General features: G+C 45.0%; 12 protein-coding genes. 11 read left to right on the top strand and 1 reads right to left on the bottom strand.

The window, feature by feature from the left end; genetic code table 11:
• The first annotated feature begins 122 nt into the window (after nucleotides 1-122).
• The 8 genes from ACN0VA_RS06540 (at nucleotide 123) to ACN0VA_RS06505 (ending at nucleotide 9,860) form a co-directional block, all read left to right on the top strand.
• Complete coding sequence (locus ACN0VA_RS06540) at nucleotides 123-3,146, top strand: NB-ARC domain-containing protein (protein WP_417820381.1); 3,024 nt, start codon at nucleotides 123-125, stop codon at nucleotides 3,144-3,146.
• A gap of 663 nt (nucleotides 3,147-3,809) precedes the next feature.
• Nucleotides 3,810-4,370: a DJ-1/PfpI family protein gene (locus ACN0VA_RS06535; RefSeq protein ID WP_417820380.1), complete on the top strand. Its 561-nt coding sequence runs from the start codon at nucleotides 3,810-3,812 to the stop codon at nucleotides 4,368-4,370.
• Between the two features lie 28 nt (nucleotides 4,371-4,398).
• Nucleotides 4,399-4,794: a ribbon-helix-helix domain-containing protein gene (locus ACN0VA_RS06530; RefSeq protein WP_417820379.1), complete on the top strand. Its 396-nt coding sequence runs from the start codon at nucleotides 4,399-4,401 to the stop codon at nucleotides 4,792-4,794.
• Between the two features lie 109 nt (nucleotides 4,795-4,903).
• On the top strand, nucleotides 4,904-5,296 hold the full coding sequence (locus tag ACN0VA_RS06525; RefSeq protein ID WP_417820378.1) for a YbaN family protein: 393 nt from the start codon (nucleotides 4,904-4,906) through the stop codon (nucleotides 5,294-5,296).
• 391 nt (nucleotides 5,297-5,687) lie between these two features.
• Nucleotides 5,688-7,271, top strand: a complete 1,584-nt coding sequence (locus ACN0VA_RS06520; protein ID WP_417820377.1) for a Re/Si-specific NAD(P)(+) transhydrogenase subunit alpha — start codon at nucleotides 5,688-5,690, stop codon at nucleotides 7,269-7,271.
• A 14-nt stretch (nucleotides 7,272-7,285) separates the two neighbouring features.
• Entirely contained in the window at nucleotides 7,286-8,713 is a 1,428-nt protein-coding gene (locus tag ACN0VA_RS06515; RefSeq protein WP_417820376.1) for an NAD(P)(+) transhydrogenase (Re/Si-specific) subunit beta, read from the top strand.
• 116 nt (nucleotides 8,714-8,829) lie between these two features.
• A complete protein-coding gene (locus ACN0VA_RS06510; protein WP_417820375.1) occupies nucleotides 8,830-9,387 on the top strand; it encodes a cysteine hydrolase family protein in 558 nt (185 codons plus the stop codon).
• A 74-nt stretch (nucleotides 9,388-9,461) separates the two neighbouring features.
• A complete protein-coding gene (locus ACN0VA_RS06505) occupies nucleotides 9,462-9,860 on the top strand; it encodes a bacteriohemerythrin (RefSeq protein WP_188664828.1) in 399 nt (132 codons plus the stop codon).
• A gap of 215 nt (nucleotides 9,861-10,075) precedes the next feature.
• On the opposite strand, the gene rpsU is transcribed toward ACN0VA_RS06505, so the two are convergent.
• Nucleotides 10,076-10,339 (bottom strand): 30S ribosomal protein S21, encoded by a 264-nt coding sequence (gene rpsU / locus ACN0VA_RS06500; protein ID WP_188664864.1) that lies wholly within the window; start codon nucleotides 10,337-10,339, stop codon nucleotides 10,076-10,078.
• A gap of 132 nt (nucleotides 10,340-10,471) precedes the next feature.
• On the opposite strand from rpsU, the gene ACN0VA_RS06495 reads away from it, so the two are divergent.
• From ACN0VA_RS06495 to ACN0VA_RS06485, 3 genes are read left to right on the top strand one after another with little or no spacing between them, the layout of a single operon-like run.
• Nucleotides 10,472-13,096: a PAS domain S-box protein gene (locus tag ACN0VA_RS06495; RefSeq protein WP_417820374.1), complete on the top strand. Its 2,625-nt coding sequence runs from the start codon at nucleotides 10,472-10,474 to the stop codon at nucleotides 13,094-13,096.
• A gap of 15 nt (nucleotides 13,097-13,111) precedes the next feature.
• On the top strand, nucleotides 13,112-13,636 hold the full coding sequence (gene def / locus ACN0VA_RS06490; RefSeq protein ID WP_417820373.1) for a peptide deformylase: 525 nt from the start codon (nucleotides 13,112-13,114) through the stop codon (nucleotides 13,634-13,636).
• A 4-nt stretch (nucleotides 13,637-13,640) separates the two neighbouring features.
• Entirely contained in the window at nucleotides 13,641-14,285 is a 645-nt protein-coding gene (locus ACN0VA_RS06485) for a COQ9 family protein (protein WP_417820372.1), read from the top strand.
• The last annotated feature ends 48 nt before the right edge of the window (nucleotides 14,286-14,333 follow it).

Here is a 14,333-nt window from a genome sequence, read left to right as displayed (position 1 = left end):
AATACATCACCCGCTCTTGAACTTCTAACTAAATCAGTTTCCATTTTATAGCATTGCCTGCGTCTTTTGGGTGTGATTTAATTCTCTGTTATTGCCTTAAGTTTTAATTGTGCTCAGTGCCAATGAAACAACTTTTGTTTCATTTTTTTTGGGGGGGAGTGGTGAAAAGTTTAAAAGAGTTACTCAACCTAGGAAAAAACATCGCAGGTAAATGCATTCCCCTTAAAGCAGTAAGTTCACGACGCGCACATGCTACAAACCGGGGCTTTCAATATCAGCATTGGCTAACTGTTTTAGCATGGTTGAGAATGTCTGATGAGGATCTTTTAGTTGTTGAAGGTCGTGAAGATTTTGATCTCATAACCCGTGGGTTCGCAAAAATTTTTCAGGTTAAGGATTACAGCAAAGAACTTAAGCTCTCACATAGGCCAGCTGCTGTATGTGTCGGTAACTTTTTGAGTGCGCGCGCCGACAATGCTGGCGTTGATCTAACTTATACCTACATGACGACTGCTTCGCTTGGTGTGGAGCCCGATCACAATTTGTTAACAGGCCCCAATGGAATTCATGTGTGGAACAAGCTTCATGAATTAGATGATGTTCAAGGCGATTACCTTCATGATAGATCGGAAATCAGAGCCCTAATTCAAAGACCTTTAGATGATTACGAAAAAAGTAAAATAAAGGATGTTGATAGAACAGCTTTGGATAGGTTGAAAAAACACTTATCCCGTATCAGTGAAAAGAAATTTCAAGAAACGATTATCAAAAAGTTTTTCTGGGCCATGAACCTCGGAGATGTAAATGAAATTGAATCTCAAGTAGAGGAAAGCTTAAGAGAAATTGCGGTCGATATGAATGTCTTTCCTGACTTAATAGCTCAAACTCGTTTCGAGTTATATCATATGGTGGTCTCTGCTTCGTCAGGGGTGAATGATGGTAAGTTGACGAAACAGGATTTAGATGCGGTTTTTAGTAAAGGATTGATTTTTCAGCGAAGTCTGATTGATCACTATGCAAGGCAAGTTAAAGATATTGACCGGAACCCAACTGGTCAAATGATTTGCCACGATTTCAAGTTACCTGATGTCGTTTGGGGAAGGGGTAATGACATTCAAATGCTAAATACTTGGTTGGGGAGTGATCAGAATGTCTTGGTTATCAATGCAATAGGCGGAATGGGTAAAACGACACTTGCTAGGTATTGGGTAGAAAAAGTAGAGCAATTTGCAAAACGAGACATTCCAATATTTTGGTGGAGTTTTTACGAACAAGAAGCGAATTTTAAGGCTTTTTTAGCGCATATCTATAAGTGGATCGAAGGTGACGGTCTTTCGATAAATAATGAAGCTGAAGCATTAGCTATTTTACAAAAACTATTGAATAACCATGAAGTACTCATTGTTTTAGACGGCTTTGAACGAGAAGTTGACCCTTCTTCTAAAAGATGTATGGACGGGTTATGCAGGGCGTTTATATCATGGGTGAATTTAACTGAAAACAAAGCCAAAATCCTAATTACGACTCGAACTACTCCTCAAGAGTTACTGCCTGTAAGTGAAGGCACTAAATATAAACTCTTAAATGGCTTCAGTGAAGACGATGTTATTTCGTATTTTTCTTATATAGGTGTCAAAGGTGAGAAGGAAGAATTGTTATCTTTGTCGCTTCAGACTGGGCGCCACCCTTTGGCTATAAAATTGCTTGGTCAGTTCTTACTAACACATCGAACTCCTGAACTAAGAGATAATGATGGAATGACAGAGAATATTCTGTTGCGTATTCTTGAGGTGTTACCAGAAGAAGAAAACCATATTTTGGAGTTGATTGCTGCATGTTCTGGTGATGTACAAATAAATATTATTCAAAACGCAATAGAAGTCGATGAGGGCTTCGATAGAATGCTGGGTACTCTCGAGAATGCTGGCCTAATTGCTGTTTTGAATGAGCAAACGGTATCAATGCATCCCATCTTGAGAAATCTTATTTATGATAAAGTTGAAGATAAGAAAAATATTCATGCAAAATTGATCGCTAATTGGCTGCCGGCAAGAACTGCATTCGAACAATTGGAAAGGGTTTATCATCTAAGCCGGAGTGGTCAATATATCGAAGCCTATGAAGCATATAGGCTATGTGAAGCAAATCTATTCTATAAGAAAGCACAATATGTCGAATTACTGTTTGCATTAGAAGGCTTCAGGTCAGACAAAAATCTCAGAGTGAATACTGGTTCACCTATGATCGACGGCTTCATAATGAGCACAATATCAAACTGCCAAGCACGATTATGCCAATTTGATCGAAGTCTTGAAGTTCTTGAAGCAGTTGATGTCGTTGATCAAGAACATGGAAATCTAATGAGTCAAATTATGACTCGATTTAACAAAATTGAACGCTACTTGGTAATGGGAGAGCTCATTACTGCAAAAAGGTTAATTGACAGTATTCACGATCGTCTTGGCTTTTATATGGATAACCCGACCATTCAAGAGCAGAGAGATGAGGTTATCTATAGGCTGAATTCATATAGTTTGAAACTGAAAGGTTATCTTGGTGAGGATGACGCGTTTGATCATTTTGTTCCAGGTTTAAATAGTGCCACTAGTGAGTCGGGAGCCTCCATGATTTTAAGTTATGGGGCAATAACAGCAATGTTGAGTGATCAATTTGAGTTCGCATTGATACTGGCTCAAAAGTCATTTGAGATTGCTGTGTCTCAGGAGAATTTTAGAGGTGAAGCGCGAGCATTAATTGCGCTGCTAATCGTTAAGGTGCAGCAGCAAGAAGACCCGCTAGAAGAACTTTTAGAAGAAGCATTGAATACATTAGCGAAGGTTCGGAGTTTTAATCAAACTGAGTTTGAAATTGAATGTTTGCTTCAAATTGGTTGGATCCATTCCAAGTTAGAAAATTGGAATGAATGCAAAGAGATTGCACTGCTTGTGATGGAAAAATCGATTGAAACTGGCATGTTATTGGTTCGAATTGAAGCTCATATCTTGTTAGCTTTATGTTATGCATCTGAAGACAATTTTGATGCCTATGAATTCCATTTAGAGAAGGTTCAAAACTTGTCTGATTTTGGAGAAGGCTATTTCTACGTGAAAGCGCATACTTGGATAGAAGGTTTAGGCGATAATTAGGTTAGCGGGGGATGCCGCCCGTTCAGCTACAAGCAATGAAGTAGCTTAAATATGTTGAATCTAATTTTTTCTACAAAATCTTGGTAATAATTGTTGCTTGCTAAAAACAAAATCAGCGGAAAGTCCGAAAACATAACCGCTGCAAAACATGATGATTTTTGGCCGATCGCCATTTAACCTTATGGTTTATCCGTTACCACAACAGCCCCTTGCGGGAAGGAAAAGGGCTTTCTCAATCGGTCTATCCCTTTCAAAACGATTATCATTCTTTCTTATTCTAAATGTCAATAAGGTTTGGTTGCGGACAATTGGTGTTGAAGTGAGCCACCTTCGGTGTCTTGCACTTCAACACCAATTGTCCGCTCAAAAAATGATCGAAAATGTAAAGTTTTGGTGCTAGAATCTCTTAAAAATTAACATTTTCTTTTATGTGTTTTGTTGGGAGTTATATAAGTGTCTGATATTAAATATGTAATCGTAAATTTTACAAATCTTTGGTATACAGAACCTTTTTAATCAGAAAACTTAGACAATTTATAAAAAAGCGTGTGTCTCCTTGGAGTGCACGCTTTTTTTTGTGAAATGTGGTATTCCTGTAATACCCGCAATCATGGCATTTTTGATACTGTTGCGAACCTGAATGATAAAAATGGAGGTTTTACAATGGGTAAAAAGTTATTGATGATTACAGGTGATTTCACCGAAGATTACGAAACAATGGTGCCGTTTCAGGCGCTTATGGCGTGTGATTTTCAGGTGGACGCGGTTTGCCCGGATAAAAAGGCTGGTGATCATGTCGCAACGGCGATCCACGATTTTGAAGGGGATCAAACTTATTCGGAGAAACGCGGGCATAATTTTACACTGAATGCGACATTTGATGAGGTGGATGTCGCCTCTTATGATGGTTTGGTGATCCCCGGTGGGCGCGCCCCGGAATACTTGCGTTTGAACCCCCTTGTTCTGGGGATGATCCAACATTTTTTTGAAACCAATAAACCGGTTGCTGCGATCTGTCATGGGGCACAGTTGTTGAGTGCCGCCGGTGTTCTATCTGGTCGTACATGCTCAGCCTATCCGGCTTGCTCACCTGAAATTACACAGGCAGGCGGTACCTATGCCGATATTGAAGTTACGCAAGCTGTTACTGACGGGAATTTGGTAACTGCACCGGCCTGGCCGGCCCATCCGGATTGGCTAAAGCAGTTTATGGCGTTATTCTAAATCGAAATGAAAGAGACGGGAGTTTTCCATGTGTGAGCTATTTATTGGGGCCGAGAGTGACCTTTGGGTCAGTCAGTCGAAATCATTGCGTATAGATGGTGTGGCAACAAGTATCCGCATGGAAAACTTCTTCTGGCAAACATTAAATGAAATTGCCTATCGCGATGCGATGACGGTTAATCAATTGATCACCAAACTTTACCATGAATCGATTGATGCCGAACACGATCTGGGAAATTTCACATCGTTTTTGCGGGTGTGTTGTGGGCGTTATTATGCCTTGCTGGCTGCAGGTGATCTTTCCCCGTCCTTGGATGAAGAATTGGGAGGTGTGGATGCGCCGACGATTTTGGGACGGGAAGGTCAACGTCGGGCGCAAACCTTGTCACAGATCACGACGCAGACGTCTCTGAAAGTCAATTAGGTCGTTCATGTCATAATTTTGCCCGTTTTTTAGGTGAACTTACTCTGTAAGAATACTTAGGATGCTTTTTTCGGGTTGAAAGCCGGGTGGAGACACCCAAATAAGAAACATGAGCACGAACAGTCAACGTCATATATTTCTAGCAATAGGCTGGGTTTTTACCGGGCTGGGGTTTGTAGGCGTCATCCTTCCCCTTTTGCCGACAACCCCGTTCTTACTTGTCGCTGTGTGGGCCTTTAGTAAAAGTTCTCCCAAGCTACGACGCTGGCTGTTCACTCATCCCCGATTTGGTCATCACCTGCGAAATTGGTTTGATCAAAGAGCGATTTCCCGGCAAGCCAAAATTGTTTCAGTCAGTTTCATGGCCCTATCCGTTGGATTCTCCCTACTGATAAGTGAAAATTTGTATGTGATTGTTTCACTTGCAGTTATTATGGTTGCAACTGCAACCTTTATCCTCACGAGGCCGACTCCGAGTGCTGTTGCAATTAAGTCACAGTAACTTTTGGCGAGTCCTCTTGCCAAGATGCTGCGGAGCAGCATAAAAAATCCCCATTTTATGCGCCTTAGAAGGGCCGGCGATCCCTCGATTTACAGCGTTATAAAGCTTGTAAATTAGAATGATGCAATGTTGCAATGCGCAACTAAAATTACATTTGTTTAAATGAAGGGGTTGCAGGTATTGGTATGACCAAGGCATAAAAGCGGGACTAAAAAATGAATTTCGCGTATCCTATTCTTAGTTTCCCAGTTGGGAGACTGGGGAAGGTTACGCTCTAATTGTTCAGGGGAAACCCACAAAAATACTTTTTGCTGCGCGTGCGAGTGACACAACGCAATAAAATGTGTTGAGAAATCTTCCGTCAGGGAAGGACCAAGAACTGTGAGGATACATGGAAAACGGACAGATAATCGGGACACCGAAAGAGATCGTTAAGGGGGAAGCGCGGGTCGCGATGACTCCTGACTCCGCTCTTCAGCTTCAAAAACTGGGATATCAATGCGCCATTCAATCGGGTGCAGGCGTTATGGCTGGTTTTTCTGACGAAGCTTATGAAAAAGCGGGTGTCGAAGTCATTAAAACAGCCAAAGGTTTGTGGGAAAAGGCGGATATTATCGCCAAGGTCCGCCAACCGGAAACGCGCGAGTTAAAGTACCTTGTTAAGGGAAAAACCTTGATTTCCTTCTTCAATCCTGCCGGAAACGAAGAAGGTATGACAGCGGCAAAAGAAGCCGGTGCGAACGTTATTGCGATGGAAATGGTGCCGCGTATTTCACGGGCGCAAAAAATGGACGCTTTGTCCTCTATGGCAAATATCGCCGGGTATCGTGCGGTTATTGAAGCCGGGAATAATTTTGGTCGCTTCTTTACAGGCCAGATTACGGCTGCCGGTAAAGTTCCACCCGCCAAGGTTATGGTTGTGGGCGCGGGTGTCGCCGGTCTTGCTGCAATTGGTGCCTCTGTATCGCTTGGGGCGATCACCTATGCTTTTGACGTGCGCCCGGAAGTGGCCGAACAGGTTGAATCAATGGGTGCGGAGTTTGTCTATCTGGATTTTGAAGAAGAACAACAAGATGGTGCCGCCACAGGTGGGTATGCATCGGTTTCTTCCCCTGAATTTCGTGAGGCTCAGCTTGCTAAATTCCGCGAACTGGCCCCCGAAGTCGATATCGTTATTACTACAGCCTTGATCCCCAACCGCGAAGCACCAAAACTGTGGCTGGCCGATATGGTTGCAGCCATGAAAACAGGGTCTGTTATCGTTGATTTGGCGGCAGAGCGCGGCGGCAACGTTGAAGGAACTGTTATGGACGAGAAAGTGGTCACCGAAAACGGTGTCACGATTATCGGTTACACAGATTTTCCATCACGCATGGCGGCCCAGTCATCGACCCTTTATTCCACAAACATCCGCCATATGATGACGGACCTGACACCGGAAAAAGACGGACAGGTTAATCATAATATGGAAGACGATGTCATCCGTGGAGCCACGGTGACGTTTGAAGGCGAGGTCACATTCCCGCCACCACCGCCGAAAGTCAAAGCGATTGCGGCGCAAAAGAAACCGGAGGTCAAAGAACTGACACCGGAAGAAAAACGCGCAAAAGAAATTGCCGACTTCAAAGACGCAACGAAGAAACAGGTGATTATGCTGGGCGTTGGTGGTTTGTTGATGTTGCTTGTTGGCGCTTATGCACCCGCCAGCTTTATGAACCATTTTATCGTTTTCGTACTGTCTTGTTTTGTTGGTTTCCAAGTTATTTGGAATGTCTCCCATGCTTTGCATACGCCGTTGATGGCAGTAACCAACGCCATTTCAGGGATTGTGATTTTGGGGGCGGTTTTGCAGATCGGGTCCAGCAGTTCACTGGTTGTGATTATGGCGACGATTTCTGTCTTGATTGCTTCGATCAATATCGTTGGGGGCTTCCTTGTCACCCGTCGTATGCTGGCTATGTTTGAGAAGTCTTAAGGGGAAATAAAACAATGACTTATGGTATTTTGACCGCTGCTTATATTGCAGCTTCCGTCTTGTTTATCCTTTCTCTGGGCGGACTTTCAAATCAGGAAAAAGCGAAACGTGCCGTTTGGTACGGTATCGTTGGTATGGCGGTTGCGGTTTTGATGACCGTCTTTACCGCAGGCAGTTTGGGCTGGTTGATCCCGGCTATTGTTATTGGTTCCGTGATCGGTTGGTATGTGGCCGGTAAGGTGCAAATGACCGAGATGCCGCAATTGGTTGCCGCACTCCATTCCTTTGTGGGGTTAGCTGCTGTCTTTATCGGCCTGAACGCAGAACTGGAACTGCAATCCGTTTTGGGTATGGACGAAGCAGCACGCGAAGTGTTGACAGGTTTTGCCTTGAAACTGGCGCATAAAACCGCTGTTGAGATTTCTATTTTAAAGGTTGAGGTCTTTCTCGGTATCTTTATCGGGGCTGTGACCTTTACGGGTTCCGTTGTGGCCTTTGGTAAACTGGCGGGTAAGATCGACGGAAAACCGATCAAGTTACCCGGTGGCCACGTTTGGAACGCAACGGCAGCACTGGCCTGTTTGATCCTTGGTATTATGTTCAGCAATGATGCGGGGATCTGGACAATGGTTCTGGTGACCTTGATTGCCGGTTTCATTGGTTGGCATTTGATCATGGGCATTGGCGGTGCCGATATGCCGGTTGTGGTTTCCATGTTGAACTCCTATTCCGGTTGGGCGGCTGCAGCGATCGGCTTTACATTGGGCAACGATCTGTTGATCGTGACCGGGGCGCTGGTTGGGTCCAGTGGTGCTATTCTGTCCTACATTATGTGTAAGGCGATGAACCGTCATTTCGTATCGGTCATTCTTGGCGGGTTCGGCGGTGACGGTGGCCCGGCGATGGAAGTCGAAGGCGAGATGATCGCCATTGATGCTGACGGCGTGGTGTCTGCATTGGAAGATGCGGATAGCATTATCATCATTCCGGGCTATGGTCTGGCGGTTGCGCAAGCACAACAGTCTGTATCTGAATTGACCAAGCGTCTGCGGGCACAAGGCAAAGAAGTTCGTTTTGCCATTCATCCGGTTGCCGGTCGTCTGCCCGGTCACATGAACGTTTTGTTGGCGGAAGCCAAAGTGCCTTATGATATCGTTCTGGAAATGGATGAAATCAACGAAGATTTCCCACAAACCGATGTGGCGATTGTTATCGGGTCCAATGATATTGTAAACCCGGCAGCGCAAGATGATCCGAACTCTCCCATTGCCGGGATGCCGGTTCTGGAATGCTGGAAAGCCAAGCAGGTGTTTGTCTCCAAACGAGGGCAGGGGACGGGATATTCCGGTATCGAAAACCCGCTGTTCTATAAAGAAAACACCCGCATGTTCTATGGCGATGCGAAAGCATCACTGGACACGTTGCTGCAAAGTATTAAGTAAGTCAAAAAGGCAAAAGAAATCGCAACGCCTCTTGGCGAAAGTGATTTCAAACGTCTATAGTGAAAGGCCGTTTCCCGAAGGAAGCGGCCTTTTCTTTATTATGGGGCAAGCGCGATATGGAACTCGATAACGAAACCGGACTTTTGATTATTGATATGCAAAAGGCAATTGATGAACCGGTTTGGGACGGTAAAAATAATCCGGCCTATGAAACTCGTATTCTCGACTTGCTGACTCTGTGGCGGGCGCGTCAGTGGCCCATCTTTCATATCAAGCATAATGAGGCCAATCCGGCTTCGACCTTTCATACGTATGCGCCGACCAACGCCTTTAAACCGGAAACTGCACCCTTACCGGGTGAGATCATTATCGAAAAAGAAGTCAATTGTGCCTTTATCGGAACGGGACTAGGGTCCATGTTGCGAATGGAAGGGTGCAAGAAGCTGTTGGTCTGTGGTGTCGTCACCCATAACAGTGTGGATGCGACGGTGCGTCACGCAGGCTGTCTGGGGTTTGAGACCTATCTTGTCGCCGATGCCTGCACGGCCGTCCCAGTGGTTGACCGTACGGGGAAGGAATGGGCGGCAGAAGATGTTCATCAACTATATTTGTCCGTCCTGGATGGCGAATATTGTACGGTTGTGAATATGCAGGATGTTTTTACTGCAATTTAGGACTTGAGCAGGGTCAAGCGTGTTTCACTAAAAAGTTGGTATAAAGGTCCACCTGAAATATCAAGGCGGGAACAATGACACGCTTGGTTTGGAGTGATGAATACAGTGTGGGCGATGCGGAAATTGATCGCCAGCATCAGGAAATCTTTTCTTTGATTGACCGTCTGGATGATCAGGATATGGATGCGAGCGCCATGTCGGTGACGTTTGAAAAGCTGGACATTTATGTGCGCGAACATTTTGCAGACGAAGAAGAAAAGATGAAGGCGGGGGCCTATCCTGATTTGGATTCCCATATGCGCCAGCATGATGAATTTCGCGATTGGTTGCAGTCTGCCAAAGAAAGTTTTCGCACCAGCGACGGTGCCTTGGGGGCAATTGGGCAGAATATCCATGACTTTTTAAAAAGCTGGTTGTTAGCGCATATTCTGTATGCCGATCAGGCTTATAAAGGATATATACAGAAAGTTTGAGGCCGGGGGGCAAGAAAAAAGGCGAAGCTGCTATCAAGCGCTTCGCCTTTTTTTGGGTATAATGAGCCACGATTCGTTTCGTCTTGGTCAAAACAAATCAAGCGCCCACATCACCACCTTTCAAGTAGTATATAAACCGAACACATGATCAGGCATGACATGTGTTGGAAGAAAATAGTCAGTTAAACAATCATCCCTTTTAACAGGGAAGGTGTTTAGAAGCCTTCACGTTCCAGACGCTTACGCTCCAGCTTACGCGCGCGGCGCACAGCTTCTGCATCTTCACGAGCTTTCTTTTCAGACGGCTTTTCGAAGTGACGGCGAAGTTTCATTTCACGGAAAACGCCTTCGCGCTGCATTTTCTTTTTCAGTGCTTTCAGTGCCTGGTCGACATTATTGTCGCGAACTACTACCTGTACGATGGTCAGGGCCTCCTTATAAAAAATAACATCCGGGCCAAAATCCCGGTCCTTTTTCATCTCATGTAAAAGGAAGCGGGTCTCTACCATATGAAAGCGTTGACGTAAAGGGTTTTATCGGTGTGTAGAATATTTGTCGGCTTTTGAAACTTTTCTGTTATATTTGTATCAAGCGGCAATGAGAGTTTCTGAATGGATTTACCCACAAATTATATATCGGAATTCAAAGAATATGCTTTGCAGTTGGCAGAAGCATTTAAAGTGGGGATTGTTATCAGCAAACCAACAGGTGGAATCGTTTTGCAAGTGGGCTACGATTCTCACCCGATTGAGAATGTTCGAAATGTCGATTTACATATAGAAGGCGGTGTGAACTTTAATCTGGAGATTTCCAGCACGGCGCACGTGTTCGAAACGGCGCTAAATGCCATCGAAAAATCCTTAAATTTTTGCCTGAATGATCTATATCAACGTTATCGTATCGAACGTTATGAAATGTTTCTGGATACGGCGGCAGACTGGTTCTGGGAAAGCGGGCCCGATAACCGTTTTGTTTATTTGAGTGGTAAAGTCGAAGACGTTTTGGGCCTGAGGCCAGCGCAGATTATCGGGCATACACGGCGTGAAATTCACGGTAGGCAGCATGATATTTCGACACCGCAATGGTTGGCGCACTTAAAACAGTTGGAACGCCATGAACCCTATTGCGATTTTGAAACGCGATGGATGAGACCGGATGGGGGCATTCGACATATTAGCCTGAGTGGACAACCGATTTGGACCCAGAAAGGGGAGTTTGCGGGATATCGGGGAACAGGGCTTGATATTACGGGAAAAAAGCAAGCTCAAATCGACTTTCAAAATTTGGTGGAGGGATCCATTCAAGGGATTTGTATCCATCGTCACTGGGAATTTGTATTCGTAAACCCGGCTTTGGTAAAAATGTGCGGCTATGACAGTGCGCAAGAATTTTTAGCCGTTGGTTCGGTAGAAAAGATGATCGCCCCTTATGAGCGTGAACGTCTATATGAATATCGCTTGGCAAAAGAAAAAGGTGAGCAGATTGATACACACCATGTTGCAGATTATTTAACCAAAAGCGGTGACGTTATAACCCTTGAATCCATCAATAGTCTGATTGAGTGGAAGGGGCAAAAAGCCATTCTCAGTACGGTCATTGATGTGACGGAACAGAAGAAAGCGGAACAAAGACTGCAAGAACATCACGATCAGTTACAGGTGTTGGTCGCAGAGCGTACACAAGATTTGATGACGAGCGAACAGCGTTTTCGCAATGCGGCAGAAGCCGCATCTGATTGGTTCTGGGAAACGGATGAGAATCATAAAGTGACGTTTATTTCTGAACGTTTTTATGAGCTGTTCGATCTCACGCATGAGGACGTTCTAGGCAAGAGCCGATTGGAGATTGTCGAAAATCAAATGAAGATACCAGATGTTTCGCAGGTGTGGTCGGAACATCTTGAGTCATTGAACGACCATAAACCCTTTTCCATTCGTTATTGGGTGCGAGGGCGCAGTGCAGACGAGATCTGTATCGAAATTAAGGGGAAACCTCTTTTTGAAGGGGATGGCGTATTTAAGGGGTACATAGGCGCCGGGTCGGATGTAACACAAGAGGTCAAAACGGAAGAAGCCTTGCGTGTTGCTGTCAAAGAAGCAGAAAGCGCAAATAGTGCAAAATCAGACTTTTTGTCAAATATGAGCCATGAGTTACGAACGCCGCTTAATGCGATCCTGGGCTTTGCGCAATTATTGGAGAGCAACGGTCAAGCAAACATGAGTGAGCGGCAATTGATGCAATTGAAGCACATTCGTCTTGGCGGGGAACATTTGCTGGAATTGGTGAATGAAATTCTTGATTTGTCGAAAATTGAAGCGGGTAAACTCACAATTATTGCCGAAGATGTTGACCTTAAAAACCTGATTGATATTTGTTTGCCTTATGCGTCCGCTTTTTCGGAAAAATATAATGTGAAGATTGAGGATCGTTCTGTTGACGGTCTGCCATTGATTTGGGCGGATGCGCTACGGGCGAAACAGGCTTTGCTGAATCTTTTGTCCAATGCGGCCAAGTATAATCAGGAAAATGGGACCGTCTGGATTGACACAATGCGGACATCTGATGGTTTTGTACGGGTGACGATACGCGACAATGGCATTGGGATCCGCGAGAGCGATAAAGAAAAGATTTTCCAACCTTTCCAAAGGGCTGCGGGGCAAGACGGTGTGATTGAAGGCACGGGGATTGGGCTTGTACTGACAAAAAAATTACTGGAAGAAATGGGCGGACGGATCGGTTTTGAAAGCAATTATGGCGAGGGGAGTGCATTTTGGCTGGATTTCCCGGCGTCTGTTACCTCAGAAAAATCGAATATTGCCTCTGTTCAGTTGCAACAAGTCGATGGACGGTCGGTTTGTGCCCCTCAAAACCAATATACAATGTTGTATGTGGAAGATAATCCCTCAAACTTGTCTTTGATGGCGGGGATTGTGGATTGTATCCCAAATTTGCGTATGGTTTCTGCACATACGGCGGAAATTGGCTTAACCATGTTGCAGGCCCAGAAACCGGACTTGGTACTGATGGATATTAATTTACCGGGGATGGATGGCTTTCAGGCTGTTCGTGAAATTCGTGCGCTGAAAGATGTGAAAGATATGCCAGTCTTTGCAATAAGTGCAGATGCGCTATCGGATACGATCAGCAAGGGACAGGAGGCCGGTTTTGATCGTTATTTGACAAAGCCGATTGATTTGCCCCACTTTATGTCCATCCTAGATGAAGTTCTTAAATAGAAACAGGTGTGATACGTGATCCTAAAAATTGCCAGAATGGGGCATCCGGTCTTGCGGACCAGATCTGCGGAAGTGAATGATATTCAGTCCCCGGAAATTGCACGTCTTGTCGATGATATGATTGAAACGATGAAGGATGCAAACGGGGCAGGCTTGGCTGCACCACAAGTGCATGTGCCATTACGTGTGATGATCTTTCATGTGCCGCGTGGTCGTGATGCGCAAATCGAAGACGGTCTTCCCCTGACGGTGTTGATCAATCCCGAGATTGAGCCCATTGGTGAAGAGATGAATGCTGCCTTTGAAGGATGTCTTTCATTGCCGGGCATGACGGGGAAGGTCAATCGCTTTACGCAGATCAAATATCGTGGTTTTGGTCTGGATGGGACTTTGATTGAGCGCGAAGCCAGCGGATTTCATGCCCGTGTCGTGCAACATGAATATGATCATTTGGATGGAATTCTTTATCCGCAACGTATGGACGACCTGTCGACATTCGGCTATGTTGAGGAAATGCAAAAGGCAATCAATCAGGAATAAGACGGTGCAGGACATCAAGGTAAAAGACGACATTTTGCTGGCAACACTTCCCAATGTGGTGTTTGACGGATGGACAGACGCAGCCATTGAAGCCGGTGCGATTGAGGCCGGGTTTGACGCATCCATGGCCGTGCGTGCTTTTCCTGATGGGGTCAATGATATCCTTGCCCATTTTGCAGATTATATAAATCGCCGCATGGCTGCAGAATTGGTTGATCAGGATTTAAGTGACAAAGGGATCGGTCATCGACTGGAAATCGCCATGCGAGTTCGTCTGGCGATTGAAGCCCCCTATCGTGAAGCGGTGCGCAAGGCCATGTCCTATTACGCCATGCCCCAGCATGCGCCCCAAGGTGTGCAGGTCGTCTGGAAAGCTGTGGACGAGATGTGGTGGGGGTGCGGTGATGATGCGGTTGATTTCAACTATTATACCAAACGGGCTTCTTTGGCCGCTGTTTATAGTGCAACAATGGTTTATTGGTTGAATGACGATTCTGAAAATCAGGAAGAAACCATTCTCTTTTATCGTCGCCGTTTGATTGATGTGGTTAATGCCGTAAAAACCAGAAAGAAGATATTTTCCAAACTGGAAGATGTGTTTTGCAAGCTGGGTGGACGTCAAATGGCGAATGGGCTGATAAAACGCTGACTTTGTGAGATTTCTCACTTTCATTTGTGTCACAAAGGACTATAACCC

Source organism: Terasakiella sp. (assembly GCF_048267425.1).
GTDB lineage: Bacteria > Pseudomonadota > Alphaproteobacteria > Rhodospirillales > Terasakiellaceae > Terasakiella.
Note: the sequence above shows the minus strand (reverse complement) of the source record. Positions and strands in the feature narration are given on the sequence as shown.